Genomic DNA, 20,703 nt, shown 5'->3' with positions numbered 1-20,703 from the left:
TCTGTGGGCGCCGCGCCCGTCCGGGCGGGGCGCCCGTGGGGCGTGGGTGGTCACTGCTCACCGGCGGCCGTGAGCAGTTCGGAGGGCAGGGTCCGCTCGGTGGTGACGACGGGGTGCCGCAACTGCTCGCGCAGCTGGCCGACCAGCTCGCGCAGCCCTCGCGCGTCGGCGGTGGCACCGAACAGGTAGAAGTCCGGCCGGACCAGGGCGGCGACGTGCCCCCGTTCGCGCAGGTGGGCCAGGTAGCCGTCGGGCGCGTCGAGGTAGCCCTCGGGCGGGACGTCCTCCGAGTACAGCGGCACGAGGCGCGCGCCGATGCCGGAGAGGAAGTCGTGGTCGGTGGCTTCCAGGGCGTCGAGCGGTCCCGGCCCGTCCGCCAGGATCGTGAACCCGCCGCCGGTGAGGTCGTCGAGGAGCGCGGTACGGCCCCGGTGGGTGACCTCGTACTGCGGGGTGAGGTGGCCGGTGTCCGGCGCCCGGCTGCCGTCGGGGCCGCGCTGGAGGATTCCGTCGCCCAGGACGGGAGGCGGAGTGGGCGGGAGGGCGTGCCGGGGGTCGGCGCCGGCGGCGATCATGCGGGCGTCGCGTGAGGCGGCGGCTTCGGGGTCGAGGACGCAGATGACCTGGCCGAGGGCCATGGACATGCCGATGGCGTGCTGGACGTGATCGCTGCGCTCGGAGGTGTAGGTGTCAAGCAGCGCGGGGTCGGCCCGGCCGTCGAGGACGAGGTCCAGCTTCCAGGCCAGATTGACGGCGTCGCGCAGGCCGGAGCACATGCCCTGACCGGCGAACGGCGGCATCTGGTGGGCGGCGTCACCGGCGAGGACCAGCCGGTCCTCGCGCCAACGGTCCACCCAGCGGGCCTGGAAGGTGTAGACCGCGTGCCGTTCGATGGTGGTGTTCTCCGGAGTGCGTCCCCAGGGTTCCAGCAGGCGCCAGGCCGCGTCCGGCGTCCCGAGTTCCTCGACGCTCTCGTGCGGCAGTCGCATGAACTCCCAGCGGCGCCTGCCCGGACCGCCCGAGACGATCGTGGTCGGCCGCCGCGGGTCGCACAACTGCCAGTTCTTCGGCGACCATTCGGTCCGGTCGTGAGGGATCGTGTCGACGACCAGCCAGTCGTAGAAGAAGCCGAGGTCGGTGACGGAGGTGGTCATGGCGGAGCGGACGAAGCTGTTGGCCCCGTCGGCACCGATGACGTAACGGGCCCGGACCTCACCGCCGCCGTCCCCCTTGGTGGTCAACAGGACCGACTCGTCGCCGGGTCGCAGGCCGGCGACCTCGCAGCCGCGGCGCACGGTGACCGTGGCCTGGCTCTCGGCGGCTCCGGCGAGGACGGCTTCCAGCCGGGGCTGGCTGAAGAAGTTGGCGGTGGGCCAGCCGGAGGGGCCGTCGCCGGACCAGTCGATGCATACCAGGGGTTCGCCGGCCGCGTTGCGCCACTCGTAGTGGTCGTGCACCGGGTCGGTGACCGCGCGCACCTCCTCCCCCACTCCCCCGGCCTGGAAGATGCGGCCGACCTCGTGGTCGAAGTGGGCGGCGCGCGGCAGGGGGTAGGGGTCGGGCCAGCGCTCCAGGGCGACGACGTCGCGTCCGGCCCGGCCCAGGAGCAGGGCCAGCGTCTGGCCGACGGGACCGAAGCCGACGATCGCGACGTCGTGCACCTTCGGGGAACCGTCGCGCGCCTTCGGAGGACTATCGCTCACGGCTCTGCCCCGACTCGCCGTGGGTGCCGGTCATCAGGGCGGCGAGGTCCTCGGGGGCGAGGAAGGAGGGCGGTGGCGGCGGGCCCCAGTTGAAGAGGCCCTTGGCGCCCTCCAGAACCTCCGGAGTCCACAGCTGGTCGTCGACGACGCAGTCCATGTCGGAGTAGTACTCGCTGAAGTTGCCGGCCGGGTCCTTGAGGTACCAGAAGAAGTTGGAGCCCGCGTGGTGGCGCCCCAGGCCCCAGACGTGCCGCTCGGGGTGGTCCTCCAGCATCGCGGCGGCGCCGCGGCCGACCTCGTCGACGTCGTCCACCTGCCAGGAGGAGTGGTGCAGGAAGGCGACCGGCGCGGCGAGGACCAGGATGTTGTGGTGGTCGGTGGAACAGCGCAGGAACGCCCCGTGGTCCTTGATGTAGTCCGACGCCTTGAATCCGAGGCCGTCGCGGAAGAACGCGGTCGTGGCGTCGAAGTCGGTGGTGCCGACGACCGCGTGGCCCAGCTTGCGCGGCCGCACCCGCTCGGTGCGCAGGACGCCGGGTGCCCGTGAGCCGGCGCGCTCGATCCGGCCGGGGCCGTTGTGGGCGGGGGCCGCCACCGGGTCCTGGACCACGCGGGGGGTGATCTCCAGGACGGCTCGGACGGCGGTGGTCCTGTCGTACGCGGTGAGCGTCCCCGCGTCGAGGGTGCTCTCGACACCGAGTCGCTCCAGGCGAGAGGCCGCCGCCGCGAGGTCGTCGGGCGTGTCGACGCCGACGCGGACCTCCACCAGACGGCGGGTCGGCGCGTGGACGATGCGGAGCTGGCGTCCGGCGTCCCGGGTGGTGAACCAGCCGTCGCCGTCCGGGGCGAGGCCGAAGTCGGTGTAGTAGGCGGCGGTCTCGGCGACGTTGGGGACCCCCACGGTGAGGGAGGTCAGACGGTGCAGTGCCATGGGAATTCTCGATTCCTTCGTCCGTCGGTCCGGTCTGCTCAGGCGACGAAGGTCTGCCGCAGTTCGCCGATGCCCTCGACGGAACTGACGAGCACGTCACCGGCGGTGAGGAAGCGCCGCGGGTCGCGTCCGATGCCGACGCCGGCCGGGGTGCCGGTGAAGACGACGTCTCCGGGCAGGAGTGGCAGCACCGCGGACAACCGGGCGATCAGGGCGGGCACGGAGAAGACCAGGTCGCGGGTGCGCCCCTTCTGGACCTCCTCGCCGTTGACGGCGCAGCGCAGTTCGAGGTCGTCGGGGTCGTCGAACTCGTCCGGCGTGACCAGCCAGGGCCCGATGGGGGCGAAGCCGGGGTGGGACTTGCCCAAGCTGAACTGGGGTGCGGGTCCGGCCAGTTGGAGTACGCGCTCGGAGATGTCCTGTCCGACCGCGAGACCGGCGACGTGACTCCAGGCGTCGGCCTCGTCGACGCCCTCGGCACGGCGGCCGATGACGGCGACCAGTTCGACCTCCCAGTCGGTGTCGCCGCCCGTCGGCAGCCTCACCTCGGTGACCGGCCCGGTGACGCTGGTGACGAACTTGGTGAAGACCGGAGGCAGCCCCTCGGGCACCGCGAAGCCGGATTCGGCGGCGTGGTCCCGATAGTTCAGGCCGATCGCCAGCGTCTGCCGCGGCGCCGGAGCGGGGGAGCCCAGTTCGGCCGGGTCGAGCGCCGTTCCCGCGGGGAGGCCGGTGCCGGCGGCCCAGGAACGGAACTCCTCCCACCGCTCGTAGACGGCCTGCGGGTCGGCGGAGAAGCGGCCGCCGCTGGCCTCCTCGACGTCCACGGCACGGCCGTCGACGACGAGGGCCAGGCGGCCGGAGAGGTTGGCGATGCGCATGTGATGTCTCCCGGACAGGGAAGGGAGCGGAGCCCCGACGCCTCTTCGGCGGGGACGACCGCTCGGCCGCCGAAGGGACGGCGAGGGCCGCCCGTCGGCTTCGGCAGGCCCTCGCCCCTTCGTCATTAATTCAGCATGATGATTACCCTGATATTGCGCTCGGGTGTCCACAGCGTCAAGAGGTTCAGGCAAAATGAGCATGATGAATAGGGCGACCGAGGAGATGACATGAGCGCCACCCCCGACAGCGCCCCGCGGCACAAGGCGCCGGAAGCGGTTCCGGCCCGCGGCCGGGCCGGGGCCTATCCGCGCCCCGGCGGGCTCGTCGGCGAGGGCCCGCCCTCGGCCCGCGGCGGCCGGGGCCTCGACGCCCCCCCTCGGCAGACGCCCTCGGGGCGGGCCGAGCACGCGGCGGAGAAGGTCACGGAGCTGATCGAGAGCGTGCCGCCCGGATCGCGCCTGGGCACCAAGGAGACCCTGCGGACCTTGTGCGGGGTGTCCGTGGGCACGTTCAACGAGGCGCTGCGCCTCCTGCAGGCGCGCGGCCTGGTCACCGTGAAGCCCGGACCGGGCGGCGGTCTGTTCAGCGCCGAGCAGTCTCCGATGGTCCGCCTCGGCAACTCCGTCCTCGCGCTGGACGCGCGGGCGAACGACGTCGCCGACGCCGTGCGCATCCGCGACGCCCTCGACCCGCTCCTGATCGAGGACGCCCTCTGGCACGCCTCACCCGCCGATGTCGCGGGACTGCGTCGCCACATCGCCGCCATGGAGCACGCCGTGGAGGCCGCGGATCCCGTGGCCTTCGTGCACGCCAACTGGCGCCTGCACGCCGCCATCGCCGCGATCAGCCCGAACGCGCTGCTCAGTTCGCTGTACACCCATCTGCTCGATCTGATCGAGCGCCACACGCTGGCGGTGCTGCCCACCGGCGAGCAGCCGCTGAGCGAGTACGTCGCGCACCGGCACGAACTCCACCGCGACCTGGTCGACGCCCTGGACCGGAGGGACCGCGACGAGGCGCTTCGGCTGATCCACGAACACAACACCGGCCTCCAGGCCGCCGGAGACTCCGCCGCGGAGCACTGACGGATTCGCGAACCGGGTCGGCCCAGGACCCGGGCCGGCCAGCCCCCCGGTCAGGCAGGGGTTCGGGACCGGAGGACCAGTCGATGCCGGTGAGGACCGGCACCCCGGCCACGCGCACGGCCGCAACGCCCTCTTGGGCGGTCAGGCTGCCCGGCAGAGGCCGGCGTCCAGGATCCGGGCGGCTTGGTGATGCCGCCGGGCATCAGGTGTCGGCAGGTGCGGTAGGTCTCCTCGATGGACCTGCGTCCCGTCCGTTCGGCAACGTCGGTGATGGGGATCCCGTTGCCGAGGGCGTTCGAGGCGAAGTGGCGCCGGAAGCCGTACATCCCGGCCCCTTCTTGCGGCGGGAGGTCCATGAGGAGCTTCTTCACGCGGCGTCGTTCCATGCCTTCGGCGAAGTGGCCGCCCGGACCGCGCAGGAGATGGCCGTCCTCGGTGGTGCCGTGCTTGGCCCCGTAGTGCTCGATCGCCTCCCGCACCGACCGGGGCAGGGGCACCTCTCGGAACTCCCGGACCTTACGCCCCGTCGTTCTCCATCTCCTCCAGGAAGCGTTCGACCACGATCGGTGTGACCGAGTGCAGCTTCCGCGACACCGGGCGCGGGACGACGTGCACGTTGACCGAGCTGTCGACGTGCTCCCCCGTGGAACAGTCCGTCATCTTCCGCCGCCGGGGCCGCCACTGCTTCGCGTACTCCTCGTCCGTCCGCCGCCCCCGCTCGCGGCGATCCGCCGGCTACCCGCCGGAGGCCCCTCGGCGGCGTGGAACTCGCGAGCGGGGCGGGGTCGAGAGGTCGAAACCGGGGCGCACTCAAGTACACCCACTTCGCGCAGGACGACCTGTTGTGCGTGTGACAACCGCACGCGGGCGTGGCTCAGGCCGAGACCGGCGTGCGGGACAGGGCCGTACGCAGCGCGAAGACGCCGAGCATGCCGCCTGACGCGAACCGCTGAGCGGCCATCACGCGGGGGCGGGCGGCCAGGAACCCCGACACCCGTGCCGCGCTCAGCATGACGAGGGCGTTCACGGAGATCCCCACGACGATCTGCACCCCGCCGAGTTGCAGCAGTTGCGCCCACTCCGGGCCTGCCTGCGGATCCATGAACTGGGGCAGAAGGGCGGCGTACAGGAGAGCGATCTTGGGGTTGAGGAGGTTGGTCAGGAGCCCCATCGAGAACAGGCGGGCGTCGGAGACGGGCGGCAGGTCGTCAGCCGGAGCGAAGGGTGAGCGGCCACCCGGCCGGAGCATGTCCCAGGCCAGGTAGGCCAAATAGGCGGCGCCGGCGAGCTTGACCACCGTGAACGCCAGTGGCACGGCGGCGAACAGCGCGGACAGGCCGGCGGCCGCGGCCAGCAGATAGCACAGGAATCCCACCGCGGTCCCGCTCAGGCTGACCAGGCCCGCCCTGCGGCCCTGGGTGATCGCGCGAGAGGCGAGGTGGATCATGTTCGGTCCCGGAGTCAGGGCCATGCCCAGTTCGACCAGGGCCACTCCCCCCGCTGCGGCCAGACTGATCACCTGTCAACTCCCGGTCGTTCGAAGGGTACTGGGTACCCGGAATGGGATGGTGCGCGGCTGCGACGCATCGGCGGTGTCCGCACCGCCTTCCTCAGGATACGGCCCTGCCGTTCACCGTCCTCGCGCGACCCTCACTCCTCGAAATGCCGACGGGCGCAAGGAGAAGGCCGGGTTCGGGCGGGCGTCGAGGGCGAGGAGTTCGAACGGGCGGGCCGCACGCCCGCATCCACTGCCTTCTCCCGGTGCGGCGGTGTCGACTGCAGGCGGTGCGGGTCGCCAAGACGCCCGATGTCCTGTCGCTGGCGGTGAACCTGCCGGCCGTCGACTTCGGCACGCTGACACCCGGCGATGTCAGCGCCCCGGCCGGACTCGGCAGATTCACGTACACCAACACCCTCTCCACCGGCGCCACCCCGCCGGTCACACCCGTCATCGACACGAGCGACGATGTGTCCTCGTCCGGTGGGCCGACCGCCTCGACGCCCCCGCCCCCGGCCGGTACGGCCGCGCACAACGCCTCCCCTCAGGGCGGCGGCCTGCTGGCCGCGACCGGCGGCGGCGCCCTGGTCCTCGGCGGCACCGCGGCCGCGCTGACCGCGGTGGGATTCGCCGTGGCCCGCGTCGCAGTCCGGTGCCTCGGGTCGCAAGCCCGCGCAGGGCGGCTTCGAGGGCTGGTCGTTCTCGCTGAACAAGACGTCCACGACCAACCCGGCGCCGCGCGTCGCCCCCGTCCGCCCGTAACCGGACCGTCGAGGACAGCGGCCCACCTCACGTCCCGTCCACGGTCCCGGCCGTCGGAACAGGTCGGGGCCGTGGACGGGACGGCTTCGTCGGCGCGTCGGTGAAGGACGGGGAACGCACCAGTACGGTGCCGCCCGACGGCCGGCACCCGCCCTGCGGCCCGGCCGGCAGGGCACCCCCTAGGCTCGGACCATGCGCATCGTCTCCCTGTTGCCCGCCGCGACCGACATCGTGGCCGAACTCGGCCTGACCGCCGATCTGGTGGGAAGGACCCACGAGTGCGACTGGCCTCCGGAGGGCGTGGCCGGGGTGCCGGTGGTGACCTCCGCCGCGTTCTCCCCGGACGCCCTGACCAGCCGTGAGATCTCCGCCGCGGTCGGCGGCGCCGCGCACAGCGGCTCCTCGCTCTACACCCTGGACGCCGAAGCGCTCGGGGCCCTCGCGCCCGAGATCGTGCTCACCCAGGACCTGTGCGACGTGTGCGCGGTCTCGTACGAGGGCGTCTCCCGCGCGGTACGCGTCCTCGACGGCGGGCCCCGGGTCCTCAGCCTGGAGCCCCGCACCCTGGACGACGTGCTGAACTGCCTGGTCACGGTGGGCGAACTGCTCGGCGTACGGGAGCGGGCCGAACGGCGGCGTGCGGAACTGCTGGGCCGGCTGGCGGAGGTGCGGCACCGCACGGCGGGACGGGCCCGGCCCCGGGTGGTGGCCGTCGAATGGCTCGACCCGCTGTGGCCCGCCGGACACTGGGTTCCCGAGCAGATCGACGCCGCCGGGGGCGAGCCGCTCCTCGCCGCGCCGGGCGAGCACACCGGCCCGATGACCTGGGAGGCCGTCCGCGCCGCCCGCCCCGACGTGCTGCTGGTACTGCCGTGCGGGTTCCCGCCCGAGCGGTCCCTCCGGGAGCGGGAACTGCTCACCTCCCTTCCCGGCTGGGGCGACCTGCCCGCCGTCCGCGCCGGAGCCGTCTGGGTGCTCGACGGACCCGCCCACTTCAACCGGCCCGGCCCCCGCGTGGTGCGCGGGGCGGAGATCCTCGCGCACGTCCTGCACGACGTCCGGGCCGGGCACCCGGTGACGGAGGCCGAGGCCTTCCCGCTGGGCTGACCCACCGGACCCCTGCCGGAAGGGGCTTCGCGTCCCCGCGCACCGGCCTCGACACGTCGGACCCGGATGACCCGTTCCACGACAGACACGATCAAGGAGCATCACGGCGTTGAGCGACACGACCAGGCATCTCACGGTCATCGGCATCGGATCCGGGGATCCCGGCCAGCTGACACTCGCGGCGGTGAGGGCCATGCGCGAGACCGACGTGTTCTTCGTCCTCGACAAGGGCCGGGAGAAGTCCTCCCTCGTCCGGCTCCGGCGGGACATGCTCGACGAGCACGTCACCGGGCCCTACCGGGTCGTCGAGGCGGAGGACCCGTGGCGCGACCGCTCGCAGGACGAGTCCGTCCGGTACAGGGACGCCGTCCACGACTGGCGCCGGCGGCGCGCCGACGTCTGCGAGCGGCTGGTCCGCGACGAGATGGCCCCCGGGCAGCGCGGAGCCTTCCTCGTGTGGGGCGACCCCTCCCTGTACGACAGCACTCTGGCGATCCTGGAGGACCTCACGGCCCGGGGGAACGTGACGTTCACGTATGACGTGGTGCCGGGGATCAGCAGCGTCTCCGCGCTCGCGGCACGCCACCGGATCGGTCTGAACCGGGTCGGCCGGCCCGTCCACATCACACCCGGGCGACGGCTCCCCGAGACCGCCGGCAACGCCGACGGCGACATCGTCGTGATGCTCGACGCCCACGAGTCCTTCCGGCACATCGCCGGTGACAGCACGTGGATCTACTGGGGCGCCTACATCGGCACGCCGGACGAGATCCTGATCTCGGGTCTGCTGTCCGAGGTCGCCGACGAGATCCGCCGCGCGCGGGCGGAGGCCAGGGAGCGCCACGGCTGGATCATGGACACCTACCTGCTGCGCCCCCACTCCGGCGACGGCGACGACGGCGGCGAGTGAGGAGTCGGGGGTGTGACGCGGGGGGTTTCATCCCTCGCCCAGCGCCTCCGCGTACTCGGTGAGCCGGCCTTCCTGGTCCCGGGTCACGTGCCGGACCTCCCAGACCAGTGCGGCGGTGTCGATCACCTCGGGCGCGAGTTCGCGGCTTTCGGCCGCCGGGCGGACGCCGGTCAGCCCGGCCAGCACGGCGACCGGTGCGCCGAGCGTGGCGGCGAAGCCGTCGAGCATCTCGGCGTCGAGCGGCTTGGCGCCCCGGCCCACCGCGCCGATGGTCGAGGCCGCCTTGCACACACCGGACATCAGACACATCGCCTTGGCCGCTCCCGACCAGTTCAGGTTGCGGAGCGCGAGCATCCGGAGGAGGAGCGATCCGAAGCCCGGCGGGTACCGCTCGTACGGGCGGAGTTCCCGGGTGGCGAGCGTGTGCGCCGGTGCGGTCATGGACCGTGCGCGGGCGCGCAGCAGGCTCCGGGCGGACGCGGGCAGGGCGAGGGAACGCGCCACCAGGGAGCTGGAGGCGCCGGCCGTCTCGTCGAAGAGCCACGTGTCCCCGGGGACGGGGAGGTCCGCGACGAGCAGGAGGTCGGGGGTGCGCAGCCCGGTCCGCTCCGCGAGGCCGTCGAGGAACTCCCGGGTCGGGGGCCACACGGGCGGGAGGCCGACCGCGTCCGCCAGACGCGCCAGGCGTACGTCGGGCTCGGGGTACGTCGAGGGTTCCATGGGCACCACGGCTTCGGTAGGGGTGTGCGGTCGGGTCGGTCCCGCCGGGGGACGGCCTCCATGAGGCCGTCCCCGGCGGTCACGCGTACGGTCAGTGCTTCCCCGGTCCCGGGTAGTACACCCAGGCCTTGTCGAGGAACACCCAGCCGTGCGCCAGGAAGGCCGCGCGGGTGACCTCCTTCAGGGGGGTGAACCCCTCCCTGTCCAGAGGCATGTAGTGACCGGAGAAGTTCTCGATCCGGGTGAACACGCCGCCGGGGCCCACGACGAACTCGCCCGCCATGAGGACGGGCTTGCGCTCGCCCAGCGAGGTGTGGCCCGCGTCCGGGTTCTCGGCGCGCATGTCGTCGACGTGCACGGCGCGCAGTGAACCGTCCAGCCGGACGACGAAGAGGTACTCGCCGGGGCGCAGGAACCCGCCGAACGGTTCGCCCATGTCCGCCGGGATGTCGCCCTGCACCCCCTTGTCGACGCCCGGACGGAACGGCACCCACACGTACGGGCCGCAGCCGAGGTCGGTGTCGTCCGCCGCGGCCGACTGGAGCCAGCTGCCGCTGCCGGTGCGCAGCATTCCGGCACCCGTGACACCGGTGACCGCGACGTTCCTGAGGGTCTTGCCTCCCTTGCCGTCGCCCTTGCCGTCGCCCTTGCCGTCGTCGGTCAGGCACTTGGGGGCCTTCTCGATCCGCTCCAGTGCCCTGTCGAACTTCTTGATCTTCTTCTTCGCCCCGGCGACCTTGTCGAGGAACGCGCCGATCCCCCAGATCGCCTTGGTGATCTTCGGGACCTTCGAGCCGAGCTTGAGCAGCTTGCCGGCCGGCAGGCTGGAGACGATCGCCCACAGGCAGGTGGGGATGTCCGGATCGTCGATGCAGGCCATGATGTCCTCGGCGAACATCTCGACCAGCAGCTCGCCGCCGTTCTCCATCAGGTAGTCGAGGAGGTCCTGCTTCGACAGCTCCAGGGCCGCCCGGTACTCCTCCTCGCTCAGTCCCGCCTCGGCCAGCGCCTTCCTCATGGTGTCCGGGTCGGCATCGACCGGGGGCGAAGTCCGGCCCCCGGCAGCCTCCTCGCGGGCCTTGCGCTCCTGTTCGCGCTGGTACGCCTCGGCCCGTTCGGCGGCCTCGCCGGCCTCCTTGGCGTAGGTGCCGGCGTTTTTCGCGGCCGCTTCGGCCGAGGTGGCGTACTCCTCCGCCGACGCCGCGAGTCTCGCGGCGTCGGCGGCGTCCCGGGTCGCCTTCTCGGCCGCCGCCCGCGCGGTGGCCGCCTCCTTCTCCGCCAGGGCGGCGGCGTTGCCGGCCGCGACGGCCTGGTTCTCCGCCTCGGTCGCGGCGTTGCGCGCCCGCTGGGCCTCGGCCTCCGCCCGCGTGGCGGCGGTTCGGGCGGCCGCGGCGTCCGCGAAGGCCTGGTCGGCGGCCTGACGGGCGAGCCCGGCGTCGCCCTGGGCCTGGGTGTCGGCCTGGTGGGCACGGGTGGCGGCGGCCCTGGCCTTGGCACCGTCCTCGGCGGCCTGCGCCGAGGACCTGATCGCGGCGGCGGCGGAGCGAGCGGCGTCGGCCGAGGACCGCGCGGCCGCGGCGGAGGCCTTGAAGGCGGGGGCGACCTGGGCGTTGGCGTTCTTGGCCGCCGTCTCGGCGGCTTCGGCCGCCTTGACGGCCTCGGTGGCCCGCGCCTCGGCCTTGGCCGCTTCCTCCAGGCCCGTCTGCAAGGCCGCCTTGGCCACTTCGGCGGCGAAGTCGGCGCTCACGTCGGTGCCGACGAAGGGTGCGACGAGGGTGATGGCGGTGTCGGCCGGATCCGCGATGCCCGCGGCGGTGTTGCGGGCGGAGGCCGCGGCCTGGAGCGCGATGCCCGCCTGCACCCGGGCCATGCCGGCCTCACGGGTCGCCCCCTCGGCCTCCTCGCGCGTGCGGTTCGCCGCCTGCAGCGCCTGATGGGCGTGGATCGCCGCGAGGCCCGCGAGGCGCGAGGCCTCGTGTGCGGCGATGCCCGCACGGGCTTCCTGCGCGGTGGCCTCGGACGCCTTGGCGTCGGCCCGGTTCGCCGCCGCGTGCGTGGCCGCCGCCTCCGACCCGGCCCTGTCCGCCGCCGCGTCGGCCGCGTGCGCGGCCGCTTCGGCGGTGTCGGCCGCCGCGTTCGCCCGCGCGGCGTGCGCGCTCGCCGTCTGTGCCGCCGCGCGGGCGCGGCCGGCCGCGCCGTCCGCTTCGACGGCCGCCTGACGGGAGCGCGTCGCCGCCGCCGAGGCCCCGTCCGCGGCGGTCCGCGCCCGCGCCGCCGCCGTGCCCGCCGCGTCGGCGGCGCCGCGGGCCTCGGTGGCCGCCGCCCGCGCGGTCTCGGCGTGGTCGGTACCGGCGGAGGCGGCGGCCAGCGCCTCGGTGGCCTTGGCCCTGGCCTCTTCGGCCCTGTGCAGCCGCTCGGCGTCCGCCGCCCTGTCGCGGGCGGTACGGGCCTTGGTCTCCTCCCCTCGCGCCTGACGGTCCGCCTGGGCCGCCGCTCCTTCCCGGGCCTGCGCGTACGCCCGCTTCTCCGCGGCCGTCGCGGCGGCGGCCGTGGCCTCGGCGCGCTTGGCCGACGCGGTGCGCTGCTCGGCCTCCGCCCGCGCCCGGGCGGCGGTCGCCTTGTCCCGTTCCTGGTCCGCCCGGGCCCGGGCGGCCGCGGCCGCCTGCCGCTCCCGCTCCGCGACCACCCGCTGCTCGGCCGCCACCTTCGCCTGCCGCTGCGCCTCGATCCGTGCGTCACGGGTGCGCTGCGCGTGGGTCCAGGCCGACTTCTCGGCCGCTTCGGCGTCGACGCGGGCCTGTCGGCTCCTGGTCGCGGCGTCCGCCGCGATCTTCGCCTGCTTGGCGGCCGAGGCCGCGAGGCCGGCGGCCGCCTTGGCGTGCTGTTCGGCGTTGGCACGCCATGCCTTGGCCTGCTTCTCGTGCAGTTCGGCCCGGTTCTGGGAGTTCAGGCCGGCGGAGTCCGCGGCGGTGGCGTCGACGGCGTGCCGGGCGGTCTGCGCGGCCCGTGACGCGGCGTCGGACGCCGCGTGGATGCCGGCGGCGATGTCGGCCCACTGGGTGCCGTACGTCAGGCCGGTCTCCACCAGGACCTCGGCCTGCACCTTCGCCTGGCCCGCCGCGACCTGGGCCTGTTTGGCGGCGGTGTCGGCGAAGCCCACCTGGCGGGCGACGTCTTCCTTCACCTGGGTGTAGTCCGACGTCCGTCTGGCCGCCCGGTCCGCCGAGAGCATCCGGTCGGCGGTGCGCGAGGCGGCGGCCGCCAGGCTCATGGCGTTGGAGGCGTTCTTGAGGGCCCGGACCGCATCTCCGTGCGCGGTGATCAGCTTCGTGCGGGCCCCGGCGGCACGGGCGGTGTTCTCGGCCAGCTCGCGCAGCCGCTCCGCCGCTTCCAGAGCCTCCTTCTGCGCCTTCTCGTGCGCGGCCCGGTCGTCGGCGTCCTTCTGGGCCGCGACCAGGTAGCCCTTCTCCAGGAAGTCGGCGATCGTCTTGGCGTCGCCGGTGGCCAGCGCCACCTGTGCGGCCCGCTTGACCTCGGGCCCGCCGAACGCGGCGAGCATCTCCACGCGTCTGCGGTTCTCGGCCGCGCGCTGCTGCTCGTTCTGCTCGGTGGCCCTGTCCCGCTGCCGGGCGATCTCGGCGCCGAAGGCCAGGAAGTCCGCGCGGTCCCGGGCGGTGCCCTTCAGGACGCGCTCGGCCTCGGCGTTGAAGTACGGGCCGCCCGTGCCCCGCATCGCCTCGATCTTCTGTCTGTTCTCGACGTCGGCCGCGTTCCGCTTGTCCCTGGCCCGCTGGCGGGCCTCGGCCTCGCCCCGCTCCAGGAAGTCCCGGATCGCGTTCGGATCGGTGCTCTCCAGGGCCTTCCGCGCGGCCTCGCGGACTTCTTCCTCCTCGTCGAACTCCGCGTAGTCCTCGACGAGTTGCCGGTCCCGTTCGTCGCTGATCCGGTCCAGCCCGGTCCGGGCCGGCGGCGTGGCGCGCACGGCGGCCAGCGCCGCGTTCCCCCGCTGTACGAGGTCGAGGGCACGGGCGTCCAGGACCGCGCCGGTCGGTCCTCCGGCGGCGGACGCCGCGGACGCGTGCCCGGTCAGACCGAGGAGCAGCGCCGTGGCCAACGCCCCGGATACCGCCCTCGCCGTGACGGCCCGGACACGACCGGGCCGTCTTCCGGCCCTCGGCCGGAACATCTTTTCCATGAGGACTGTCCCCCGAAATGTGTGAGATCGCCTGAACGGCGAGCAGGGAAACGGGTGCTCCGCCCTCGACGCGCGTACGAGGAGCGCGGAGCACCCGGTGGTGTGGCGGAACCCTCCGTCCGCGCAGTGGCCGGCGGTCCGGGTCCGTCACGCGCGAGGGGTGGTCAGCCCCTCACGCGGGTCTCGCCGTCCTGGGCCCGCCGGAGGATCTCCTGCCAGGAGGCGGCGACCTCGGCCGCGCCCTGTTCCTCCTCGGTCCAGGACCGCTGGTTGGCGCCCGCCGGGTCGGCGATGCGCTTCCACATCTCCTCGGTCGCGCCCAGGGCCAGTGCGTGGATGTCCCGCCAGGCCTCCGCCTGACGCGCCGCGTGCTCCCGTTCCGCCCGCCAGGCCGTACCGGAGTCGCGGGCGTGCGCGGCCACGGCCTGCCAGGCGCGTTCCGCCTCGGCGCGGGCCGCGGCGACGTCGGACGCCGTGCGCAGGGCCTCCTCGGCCCCGGTCGCGGCCTTGAGCAGCAGCGTCAGCGTCCGGTGGCGCAGGACCTCGGACTCCGCGGTGCGCAGCCGGTGGCCCTCCAGGTCCAGGGCCGCCCCGGACGTCCAGCCGAACCCGTAGAACTCCCGGACGTCCTCGTCGGTCGCGCCGGGTCGCACGGCCCACGCCGCCGCCACCCGGACCTGCTCGCCCGGATCGCGCCCGGCCAGCGTCCGTACGAACGCGTGGTCCCGCTCCAGGACCGCCCGCTGTTCCCCGGCGACCGTCTCGCGTGCGGTCCGGTCGCTCTGCTGCGCCTGGGCGTAGCCGGTCTTCACGAAGGCGGCCCGGTCGGCGTCGGTGCCCTTGAGGGCCCGTTCCGCCGCGGTGCGCGTCCCCGGCGCGAAGTCGGCCGGGTGGGTGCGTACGACCCGTTCGCAGAACAGCCTGTTGCGGGTACGGGTGTCCCGCAGGCGCTGTCTGGCCGCGTCGTAACCTCCGCCCGGCGCCAGCCAGGCGGCGATCGCCGCGTCGCCCCCGGTGCTGCGCAGCGCGTTCCACGCCGAGGTCCGCAGCTCCGCAGGGAGTCCCGACAGGGCGATCCGCCGCACCTGCTCGCGCGCACCGGCCGCCGCCGCGGCCAGGGCCTCCTGCGGTCCGTCCGCCGCGACGAGTGCCGACGGGGCCGGGTCGCTCCCCGGCGCCGAAGCCGTCCACGCGGGTGAGGAGCCCCGGCCGTGGGCCGTGCCTGCCGTGAGGGCCTCCAGTGCCAGCACCGCGACGATCGCGCAGGCGACCGCTCCGGTGCGGGCCGCCCCGCCCGTCGGGCGGGGCCGGGCGCCCGTCACGACGCGTAGGGAGGAATGACCTCCCACGCCGGGTAGCCCTGGAGCAGGTCGCGCCACTCGGTGTACCGGCCGCCGGTGAACAGCTCGTTCCGCGCGTTCACCTTCACCTGGTAGCGGTCGGCGCCGAACCAGGAGAACCAGGCGGCCGCCGGCTTGCCCGGCACGTAGCCCATCAGGTCGGGGCACCAGGAGGTGGTGTCCTTGAAGGCCTTGGTGTTGTTGTTCGCCCCCAGGACGATCAGGCCCTGGCTCGTGGTGGCCTTGAGGTAGTGGCCGGGTTTGGCGGCCGCCTCGAACGAGTAGCAGCCGGCCTGTCCCGACAGGGACGGCACCACGAGCCAGGTGGAGCTGTGCCGCAGCGGAACGTTCTGGGGCGAGGGCGCCGGACCGACGGTGACGGCTCCGCCCGCCACCCCCGAGTGGCTCACCACCAGCCACTTCTCCGGGCTGTTCTGCACCCTCATCTGCAGCGACTGGCGCCGGGCCCGTCGCTGACCGTCCTCCGAGAGGAACTCCGCGATCTGCAGGTCGCCGGCGGCCAGCGCCTTCTCCGCCGACGTCACCAGGTGGGGGGTGAACGGGCTCTTCCTGGCCGCGTCGAGGATCTCCCGGGCCAGCATCCGGTTGGCCTGTGCGAGCTTCTCGCGCCGGGCCGCGTCGTCGCGCTTGTAGGCCGCGTCCGCGCCGGTGTACAGGAAGTCGAGCCAGTCCGACGCCTTGGAGCTGAGCACCGCCTTCTGGGCGGCCAGGTACAGCTCGGAGCTCCTCAGGTCCGCCGGCGCCACGCGCAGCATCTCGCGGATGAAGTTGTCGTCGCTCATGTCGAGCAGTCCCGGTGCCACCGGGACGCGGAACAGGGCGGCCACGTTCTTGCGCGCGGCCTGGTTCCTGCGGCGCTCCGCCTCCTGGCGGTTCTTCTCCTCCAGTTCTTCGAGCTCCTTGGCCACGTCCTTCCCATGGGCCTCGCGCGCGCCGTTGACGATGAACTCCCGCCGGGCCGCCTCGTCCGCGACCAGCGCCCTCGTCGCGGCGGCGCGCACCTCGGGGCCGGACGCCTCGTGCCGCAGGACCGCCCGGATGAAGTTGTCGTCGCTGAGCGCCAGCAGCTCCGGGGTGCTCGGGATGCCGATCACCTGCAGGGTCTGCTGCCTGGCCAGCCGCGCCGCCCGTTCGAGCTCCGCCTTGTCCCGCTCGCGCTGCTGGTCCAGCCGGTGCGCCTCGTGGACGCCCGTGACGATGAAGGCGACCTGGTCGGCTTCCAGGGTGCTCGCCATGGCCTTCTCGGCCGCCGTGCGCACCGCGTCCAGCTTCTCCCCCGCGGCGTCGGCCCGCTGCCAGAGGGCGTGGACGAAGTCGTAGTCGCTGAGCAGCAGCACGTCCGGCGTCGGGTCCAGCCGCACCACGGCCGCCGCGTCGACGCGCTGGGTCTCGGTGGTGCCGATGCCGACCGCGCGCGCCGCCCGGTGCGGAGGCGCCGGCAGCGCGGACGCCGTGGTCTCGGCGCTCATCGCGAGGACGGCGGCCATGGCGGTGGTCCCGACCACGGCACGGGTGACGGCACGGCGGGTCCCGGGTGACGAATTCTCTCTGTACATGATGGTGCGCATCCCCCCATGGGAAAACAAAAGAAAAACGGCCTGTTACTGCGGAACGGCCGCGCGAACACGAGGGAATTGCGGGTGCCGTCACACACGGGACGGCATGGAGAAGAGATGGGTGTCCCGTCGCCCGGATTCCCCCGAGATTCATTGAATGGTCATCGTCGTGACGGAAGAAAGCACAACGCCCCGTCACGACACAGCGGTTGGTCAGACCGACTGCCGGAAGCCTATCAAAAGAAGAAGCAAAACGATCAATGAATACTGGCCGGTCGTGGCCGGAGGGGGATGACGGCTAGCGGGCGTCCCGGACCTTGCCGATCTGCGGCTTCGGGGACTCCTCCTCCTTTCCGGGAGACCGGGGGGAGAAACGGACCGGGGCGTGGAAGCGGGCCTTGCGGGCGGCGCGACGGAATACCGTGAGGACCGCCGGTCCCGCGAGGGTGACGCAGATGAAGTTGGTCACGGCGCGGCCCGTGTCCCAGCCGAGGGAGGTGGCCAGGTCGAAGGCGAGGTACCGCTGGAACTGCTCGGTGAACGGAAGCCCCGGGAGATAGGCGATGGAGCTGTTCGGGTCGAGCGAGAAAGGCCAGAAGGAGAGGTTGAGGAGAAAGCCGAAGAGGTAGCCGGAGAGCGAGCCGTACACCGCGAGCAGAGCGACCTCGCGGCGCCCCGTGGCCTTCGGGAGGAAGCCGGCGAGCATGCCGACGAAGGCGCAGCCGAACATCTGGTACGGCATCCAGGGGCCGACGCCGCCGGTGATGAGGGCCGAGGCGAAGAGCGAGGTGCAGCCCAGGGTGAAGCCGAAGCCCGGGCCGTAGACCCGGCCCGCGAGCACGAGGATGAAGAACACCGTCTCGATGCCGGCCGTGCCCGCGCCGAGGGGACGGATGGCGGCGTTGACCGCGGAGAGGACTCCCAGCATGGCCAGCGCCTTGGAGTCGATGCCGCCCTCGGCGATCTCGGAGATCACCACGCAGAGCACGATCACCAGGAGCACGCCGAAGATCAGGGGCGGCGCGTAGTTCGAGCCGAATTTCCCGGGTGCGACGAGGAACGGCCAGAAGAACGCGACGACGCCGAGGAGGGCCGCCATGGCGATGACGACTCCGGCCCGGGCGCGGATGCGGATGGCGGCGGTGTACGTGCTCACGAGTCCTGGTCCGTTCCGTCGGCGTCGAGTACGGCGGTCAGCTGGCCCACGGTGAGGAAGGGCAGCGGGGCCAGGATCTTCGCGGTCTGGGGGGCGAAGACGGGCGAGGCCACGATCACCTCGGTGGTGGGGCCGTCGGCGACGACGTCGCCCTCGGCCATGACGACGACCCGGTCGGCGGCGCGGGCGACGAACTCCACGTCGTGCGTGGAGACGACGACGGAGCGGCCCTCGGCCGCGAGGGCGTCCACGATGTCGACCAGTTCGCCCTTGGCCCGGTAGTCGAGACCGCGCGTGGGCTCGTCGAGCAGCAGCACCCGTGGGGCGGCGGCGAGCTGGATCGCCAGGACGAGGGCCAGCTTCTGCCCCTCGGACAGGTCGCGGGGGTGCGTGGTGTCGGGGATGCCGGGCGCCAGCCGGTCCAGGAGGGCCCGGGCCGGGACGCCGTCGGCCGCGACCCCGGACTCGGCGTCGGCCTGGTCGAGCTCCTGCTCGACGCTTTCCAGGTAGAGCAGGTCCGTGGGGGTCTGCGGCACCAGGCCGACGAGCCGCCGGGCCTCGGCCGGCGGGAGCTTGCGGGGATCCCGCTTCGCGTCTCCGTCCGGCTCCCCGACGGAGACGGAGCCGGCCTTGCGGGGTCCGGAGCCCTGCAGGGCCCAGAGCAGCGAGGACTTCCCGGAGCCGTTGCGGCCCATCAGCGCCGTGACCTCCCCGCCGCGCAGGTCGAGGTCGACCTCGCGGACGGCCGGGACGCCCTGGTACGTCACGGTGATGCCGCGAGCGGCGAGGAGGGTGGCGCGGTCGGCGCCGGGGGCGGGCCTCACCGGCGGAGGGGTGGCGCCGCTCAGCCGGGTGCGGAGGGGAGCCGCCGCCCGGCGGGCGTCGCGGACGGAGAGGGGCAGCGGGGACCAGCCGGCGGCGCGGCCGAGCTCGACGACGGGCGGGGCGACGGACGTGGTGCGGAAGACCTCGGCGGGCGACCCGGAGACCACCCGTCCGTCGCCGGGCAGGTGGAGGACCCGGTCGGCGTACTGCACCACCCGCTCCAGGCGGTGTTCGGCGAGCAGCACGGTGACGCCGAGGTCGTGGACGAGCCGGGTGACGGCGGCGAGCACCTCCTCGGCGGCGGTCGGGTCGAGCGCGGAGGTGGGCTCGTCGAGGACGAGGACGCGGGGGTGGGCGGTGAGGACGGAGCCGATGGCGACGCGCTGCTGCTGTCCGCCGGAGAGCTCGTGCAGGGCGCGGTGGCGCAGATCGGCCAGGCCGAGCAGGTCGAGGGTCTCCTCCACCCGCTTGCGCATGGTCGCCGGAGGAACCGCCAACTGCTCCATCGTGTAGGCGAGTTCCTCCTCGACGGTGTCGGTGACGAAGCCGTCGAGGGGGTCCTGCCCGACGACGCCGACCACATCGGCGAGTTCGCGCGGCGGGTGGTCGGCGGTGTCCCGGCCGTCGACCGTCACCCGGCCGTGGAGGGTGCCGCCGGTGAAGTGCGGGACGAGGCCGTTGACCGCGCCGAGGAGGGTCGACTTGCCGACACCGGTGTGGCCGACGACGAGGCAGAGCTCGCCCTCCTCCACGGTGAGGTCCACGTCCCGCAGGACGGGCTCGTCCGTGTCCTCGTACCGGACGGTGACCTGGTCGAAGGTGATCACTCGGTTTCCTTGGTGCGCTGTGCCGGGACGGCCGGGCGGACGGGCCGGCCCGGGGGCGGGGACAGGAACCCCGCGGTTCCCGCCAGGAGGATCGCGGCGGCCGGCACCGGGGGCAGGGTGGGCCAGCTCAGCGGGTAGATGGAGGGGTTGAGTTCGGCCGCGTCGAAGCCCGCGTTGCTGAAGAGGAGCACGGCCGAGAGGACTCCGCAGCCGGCGACCGCCCACTCGGCGGCCCGCCAGGGGTCGGGCCGGTAGGTGGTGCGGACGACGCGGCGCCCGCCGAGGCGGAGGCCGGCCACGCACAGCAGACCGCCGGCCGCCAGCGCCGGGAAGCCGAGCAGGACGGGGGCCGTGGCGTCGAGGAGCCCGTACGCCCCCGCGCACAGGCCGCACATGCCGAGCAGCATCAGGGCGCCGGTGACGCGGCGCGAGCGGCGGGTGGCCGTTCCGGCGCGCCCGTAGCCGCGGGAGTCCATGGCGGACGCGAGGCGCAGGGAGCGTTCCAGGGCGTCTTCGAGGACGGGGACGATGATGCCCCGCAGGGCGCGCAGGCCCTTGGACCGTCCGGCCCGCAGCCGGCGCGCCCGGTGCACGCGCTGGACGCTCTGCACCAGTTGGGGCGCGACGCTCAGGGAGACGGTGACGGCCACACCGAGTTCGTGGAGGGCGCCCGGCAGCACGCGCAGGGCCCGTTTGGGATTGGCGAGGGTGTTGGCGGCGCCGATGCAGCACAGCATGCACGCGAGGCGCAGTCCGTCGGTGGCGGCCGAGAGCAGCGCCTCCAGCGAGACCGGGCCGCCGATCTGGATGCCCGCGTACCAGTCGGGCGTGGGGATGTGCGGCAGGGAGAAGAGGAAGTGGTCGCGGGGCGTGATGCCGGTGGCGAAGACCGCCCGGAAGGTGACCCGGATCGCCACCACGGTCAGGGCGAGGTACAGGTAGTACTTGAAGCCGCGCGCCCAGGGGGCCTCGGTGCGGCGCACGGTGATGACGTAGCCGAGGACCGCGAGGACGAGGAAGAGCAGCAGCGGGTTGTTGGTGCGGCTGACGGCGGTGGCCAGGGCGAGCGCCCAGATCCACCAGGCGACGGGGTGCAGGGTGCGGGGCAGGCGGCGGCCGCCCGCGTCCGGCGCGGTGCCGGAGGCGGGCGGCCGGGCCGCCGCCGCGGTGGTGCGGGACACGCGG

Annotated in this window: 16 protein-coding genes; 4 read left to right on the top strand and 12 right to left on the bottom strand. The window is 73.6% G+C overall.

The features are described from left to right. Positions 1–50: 50 nt before the first annotated feature. Genes ADL08_RS20965 through ADL08_RS20955 form a run of 3 tightly spaced genes read right to left on the bottom strand, consistent with a single transcriptional unit; the run spans position 51 to position 3,515 of the window. Positions 51–1,703: a bifunctional 3-(3-hydroxy-phenyl)propionate/3-hydroxycinnamic acid hydroxylase gene (locus ADL08_RS20965; protein ID WP_107092072.1), complete on the bottom strand. Its 1,653-nt coding sequence runs from the start codon at positions 1,701–1,703 to the stop codon at positions 51–53. Continuing rightward, entirely contained in the window at positions 1,693–2,634 is a 942-nt protein-coding gene (locus tag ADL08_RS20960) for a VOC family protein (protein WP_053645226.1), read from the bottom strand. The genes ADL08_RS20965 and ADL08_RS20960 overlap by 11 nt, the downstream gene beginning before the upstream one ends. Before the next feature lie 38 nt (positions 2,635–2,672). Then, positions 2,673–3,515 (bottom strand): fumarylacetoacetate hydrolase family protein, encoded by an 843-nt coding sequence (locus tag ADL08_RS20955; RefSeq protein ID WP_053645225.1) that lies wholly within the window; start codon positions 3,513–3,515, stop codon positions 2,673–2,675. 228 nt (positions 3,516–3,743) lie between these two features. Between ADL08_RS20955 and ADL08_RS20950 the strand changes: the two genes are divergently transcribed. Then, a complete protein-coding gene (locus ADL08_RS20950) occupies positions 3,744–4,601 on the top strand; it encodes a FadR/GntR family transcriptional regulator (RefSeq protein WP_234352215.1) in 858 nt (285 codons plus the stop codon). 516 nt (positions 4,602–5,117) lie between these two features. On the opposite strand, the gene ADL08_RS38300 is transcribed toward ADL08_RS20950, so the two are convergent. Together ADL08_RS38300 and ADL08_RS20940 are read right to left on the bottom strand one after the other, a co-directional pair. After that, a complete protein-coding gene (locus ADL08_RS38300; protein WP_234352214.1) occupies positions 5,118–5,261 on the bottom strand; it encodes a hypothetical protein in 144 nt (47 codons plus the stop codon). A 214-nt stretch (positions 5,262–5,475) separates the two neighbouring features. After that, a complete protein-coding gene (locus tag ADL08_RS20940) occupies positions 5,476–6,120 on the bottom strand; it encodes a LysE family translocator (protein ID WP_053645221.1) in 645 nt (214 codons plus the stop codon). A 266-nt stretch (positions 6,121–6,386) separates the two neighbouring features. On the opposite strand from ADL08_RS20940, the gene ADL08_RS37280 reads away from it, so the two are divergent. From ADL08_RS37280 to cobF, 3 genes are all read left to right on the top strand, one after another. Further along, positions 6,387–6,965, top strand: a complete 579-nt coding sequence (locus ADL08_RS37280; RefSeq protein WP_053645219.1) for a hypothetical protein — start codon at positions 6,387–6,389, stop codon at positions 6,963–6,965. A gap of 88 nt (positions 6,966–7,053) precedes the next feature. Then, positions 7,054–7,968 carry a cobalamin-binding protein gene (locus ADL08_RS20930; protein ID WP_053645217.1) on the top strand — a complete coding sequence of 305 codons (915 nt, stop codon included), beginning with the start codon at positions 7,054–7,056 and terminating at the stop codon, positions 7,966–7,968. A gap of 109 nt (positions 7,969–8,077) precedes the next feature. Continuing rightward, positions 8,078–8,878 carry a precorrin-6A synthase (deacetylating) gene (gene cobF, locus ADL08_RS20925; protein ID WP_053645215.1) on the top strand — a complete coding sequence of 267 codons (801 nt, stop codon included), beginning with the start codon at positions 8,078–8,080 and terminating at the stop codon, positions 8,876–8,878. A 27-nt stretch (positions 8,879–8,905) separates the two neighbouring features. On the opposite strand, the gene ADL08_RS20920 is transcribed toward cobF, so the two are convergent. From ADL08_RS20920 to ADL08_RS20890, 7 genes are all read right to left on the bottom strand, one after another. Further along, positions 8,906–9,598: a hypothetical protein gene (locus ADL08_RS20920; protein ID WP_053645213.1), complete on the bottom strand. Its 693-nt coding sequence runs from the start codon at positions 9,596–9,598 to the stop codon at positions 8,906–8,908. A gap of 91 nt (positions 9,599–9,689) precedes the next feature. Then, positions 9,690–13,712 (bottom strand): hypothetical protein, encoded by a 4,023-nt coding sequence (locus tag ADL08_RS37275; protein WP_199837047.1) that lies wholly within the window; start codon positions 13,710–13,712, stop codon positions 9,690–9,692. 245 nt (positions 13,713–13,957) lie between these two features. Beyond that, the gene (locus tag ADL08_RS20910) at positions 13,958–15,115 is read right to left on the bottom strand and encodes a hypothetical protein (protein ID WP_078968316.1); all 1,158 of its coding nucleotides are present in this window, start codon (positions 15,113–15,115) and stop codon (positions 13,958–13,960) included. Next, entirely contained in the window at positions 15,112–16,710 is a 1,599-nt protein-coding gene (locus ADL08_RS20905; RefSeq protein WP_159043106.1) for an AbfB domain-containing protein, read from the bottom strand. The genes ADL08_RS20910 and ADL08_RS20905 overlap by 4 nt, the downstream gene beginning before the upstream one ends. A gap of 298 nt (positions 16,711–17,008) precedes the next feature. Then, positions 17,009–17,866: an ECF transporter S component gene (locus ADL08_RS20900; protein WP_053645209.1), complete on the bottom strand. Its 858-nt coding sequence runs from the start codon at positions 17,864–17,866 to the stop codon at positions 17,009–17,011. Beyond that, complete coding sequence (locus ADL08_RS20895) at positions 17,863–19,518, bottom strand: ABC transporter ATP-binding protein (RefSeq protein ID WP_053645207.1); 1,656 nt, start codon at positions 19,516–19,518, stop codon at positions 17,863–17,865. The genes ADL08_RS20900 and ADL08_RS20895 overlap by 4 nt, the downstream gene beginning before the upstream one ends. Next, on the bottom strand, positions 19,515–20,699 hold the full coding sequence (locus ADL08_RS20890) for an energy-coupling factor transporter transmembrane component T (RefSeq protein ID WP_053645205.1): 1,185 nt from the start codon (positions 20,697–20,699) through the stop codon (positions 19,515–19,517). Before ADL08_RS20890 ends, ADL08_RS20895 begins: the two co-directional genes overlap by 4 nt. Positions 20,700–20,703: the final 4 nt, after the last annotated feature.

This window comes from Streptomyces sp. NRRL F-6492 (genome assembly GCF_001280125.1).
Taxonomy (GTDB): domain Bacteria; phylum Actinomycetota; class Actinomycetes; order Streptomycetales; family Streptomycetaceae; genus Streptomyces.
Note: the sequence above shows the minus strand (reverse complement) of the source record. Positions and strands in the feature narration are given on the sequence as shown.

Coding starts and splice junctions, on each gene's coding strand:
- ADL08_RS20960 (WP_053645226.1), bottom strand. CDS start 2,634: ATGGCACTGCACCGTCTGACCTCCCTCACCGTGGGGGTCCCCAACGTC.
- ADL08_RS20930 (WP_053645217.1), top strand. CDS start 7,054: ATGCGCATCGTCTCCCTGTTGCCCGCCGCGACCGACATCGTGGCCGAA.
- ADL08_RS20950 (WP_234352215.1), top strand. CDS start 3,744: ATGAGCGCCACCCCCGACAGCGCCCCGCGGCACAAGGCGCCGGAAGCG.
- ADL08_RS20920 (WP_053645213.1), bottom strand. CDS start 9,598: ATGGAACCCTCGACGTACCCCGAGCCCGACGTACGCCTGGCGCGTCTG.
- ADL08_RS38300 (WP_234352214.1), bottom strand. CDS start 5,261: ATGACGGACTGTTCCACGGGGGAGCACGTCGACAGCTCGGTCAACGTG.
- ADL08_RS20905 (WP_159043106.1), bottom strand. CDS start 16,710: ATGTACAGAGAGAATTCGTCACCCGGGACCCGCCGTGCCGTCACCCGT.
- ADL08_RS20955 (WP_053645225.1), bottom strand. CDS start 3,515: ATGCGCATCGCCAACCTCTCCGGCCGCCTGGCCCTCGTCGTCGACGGC.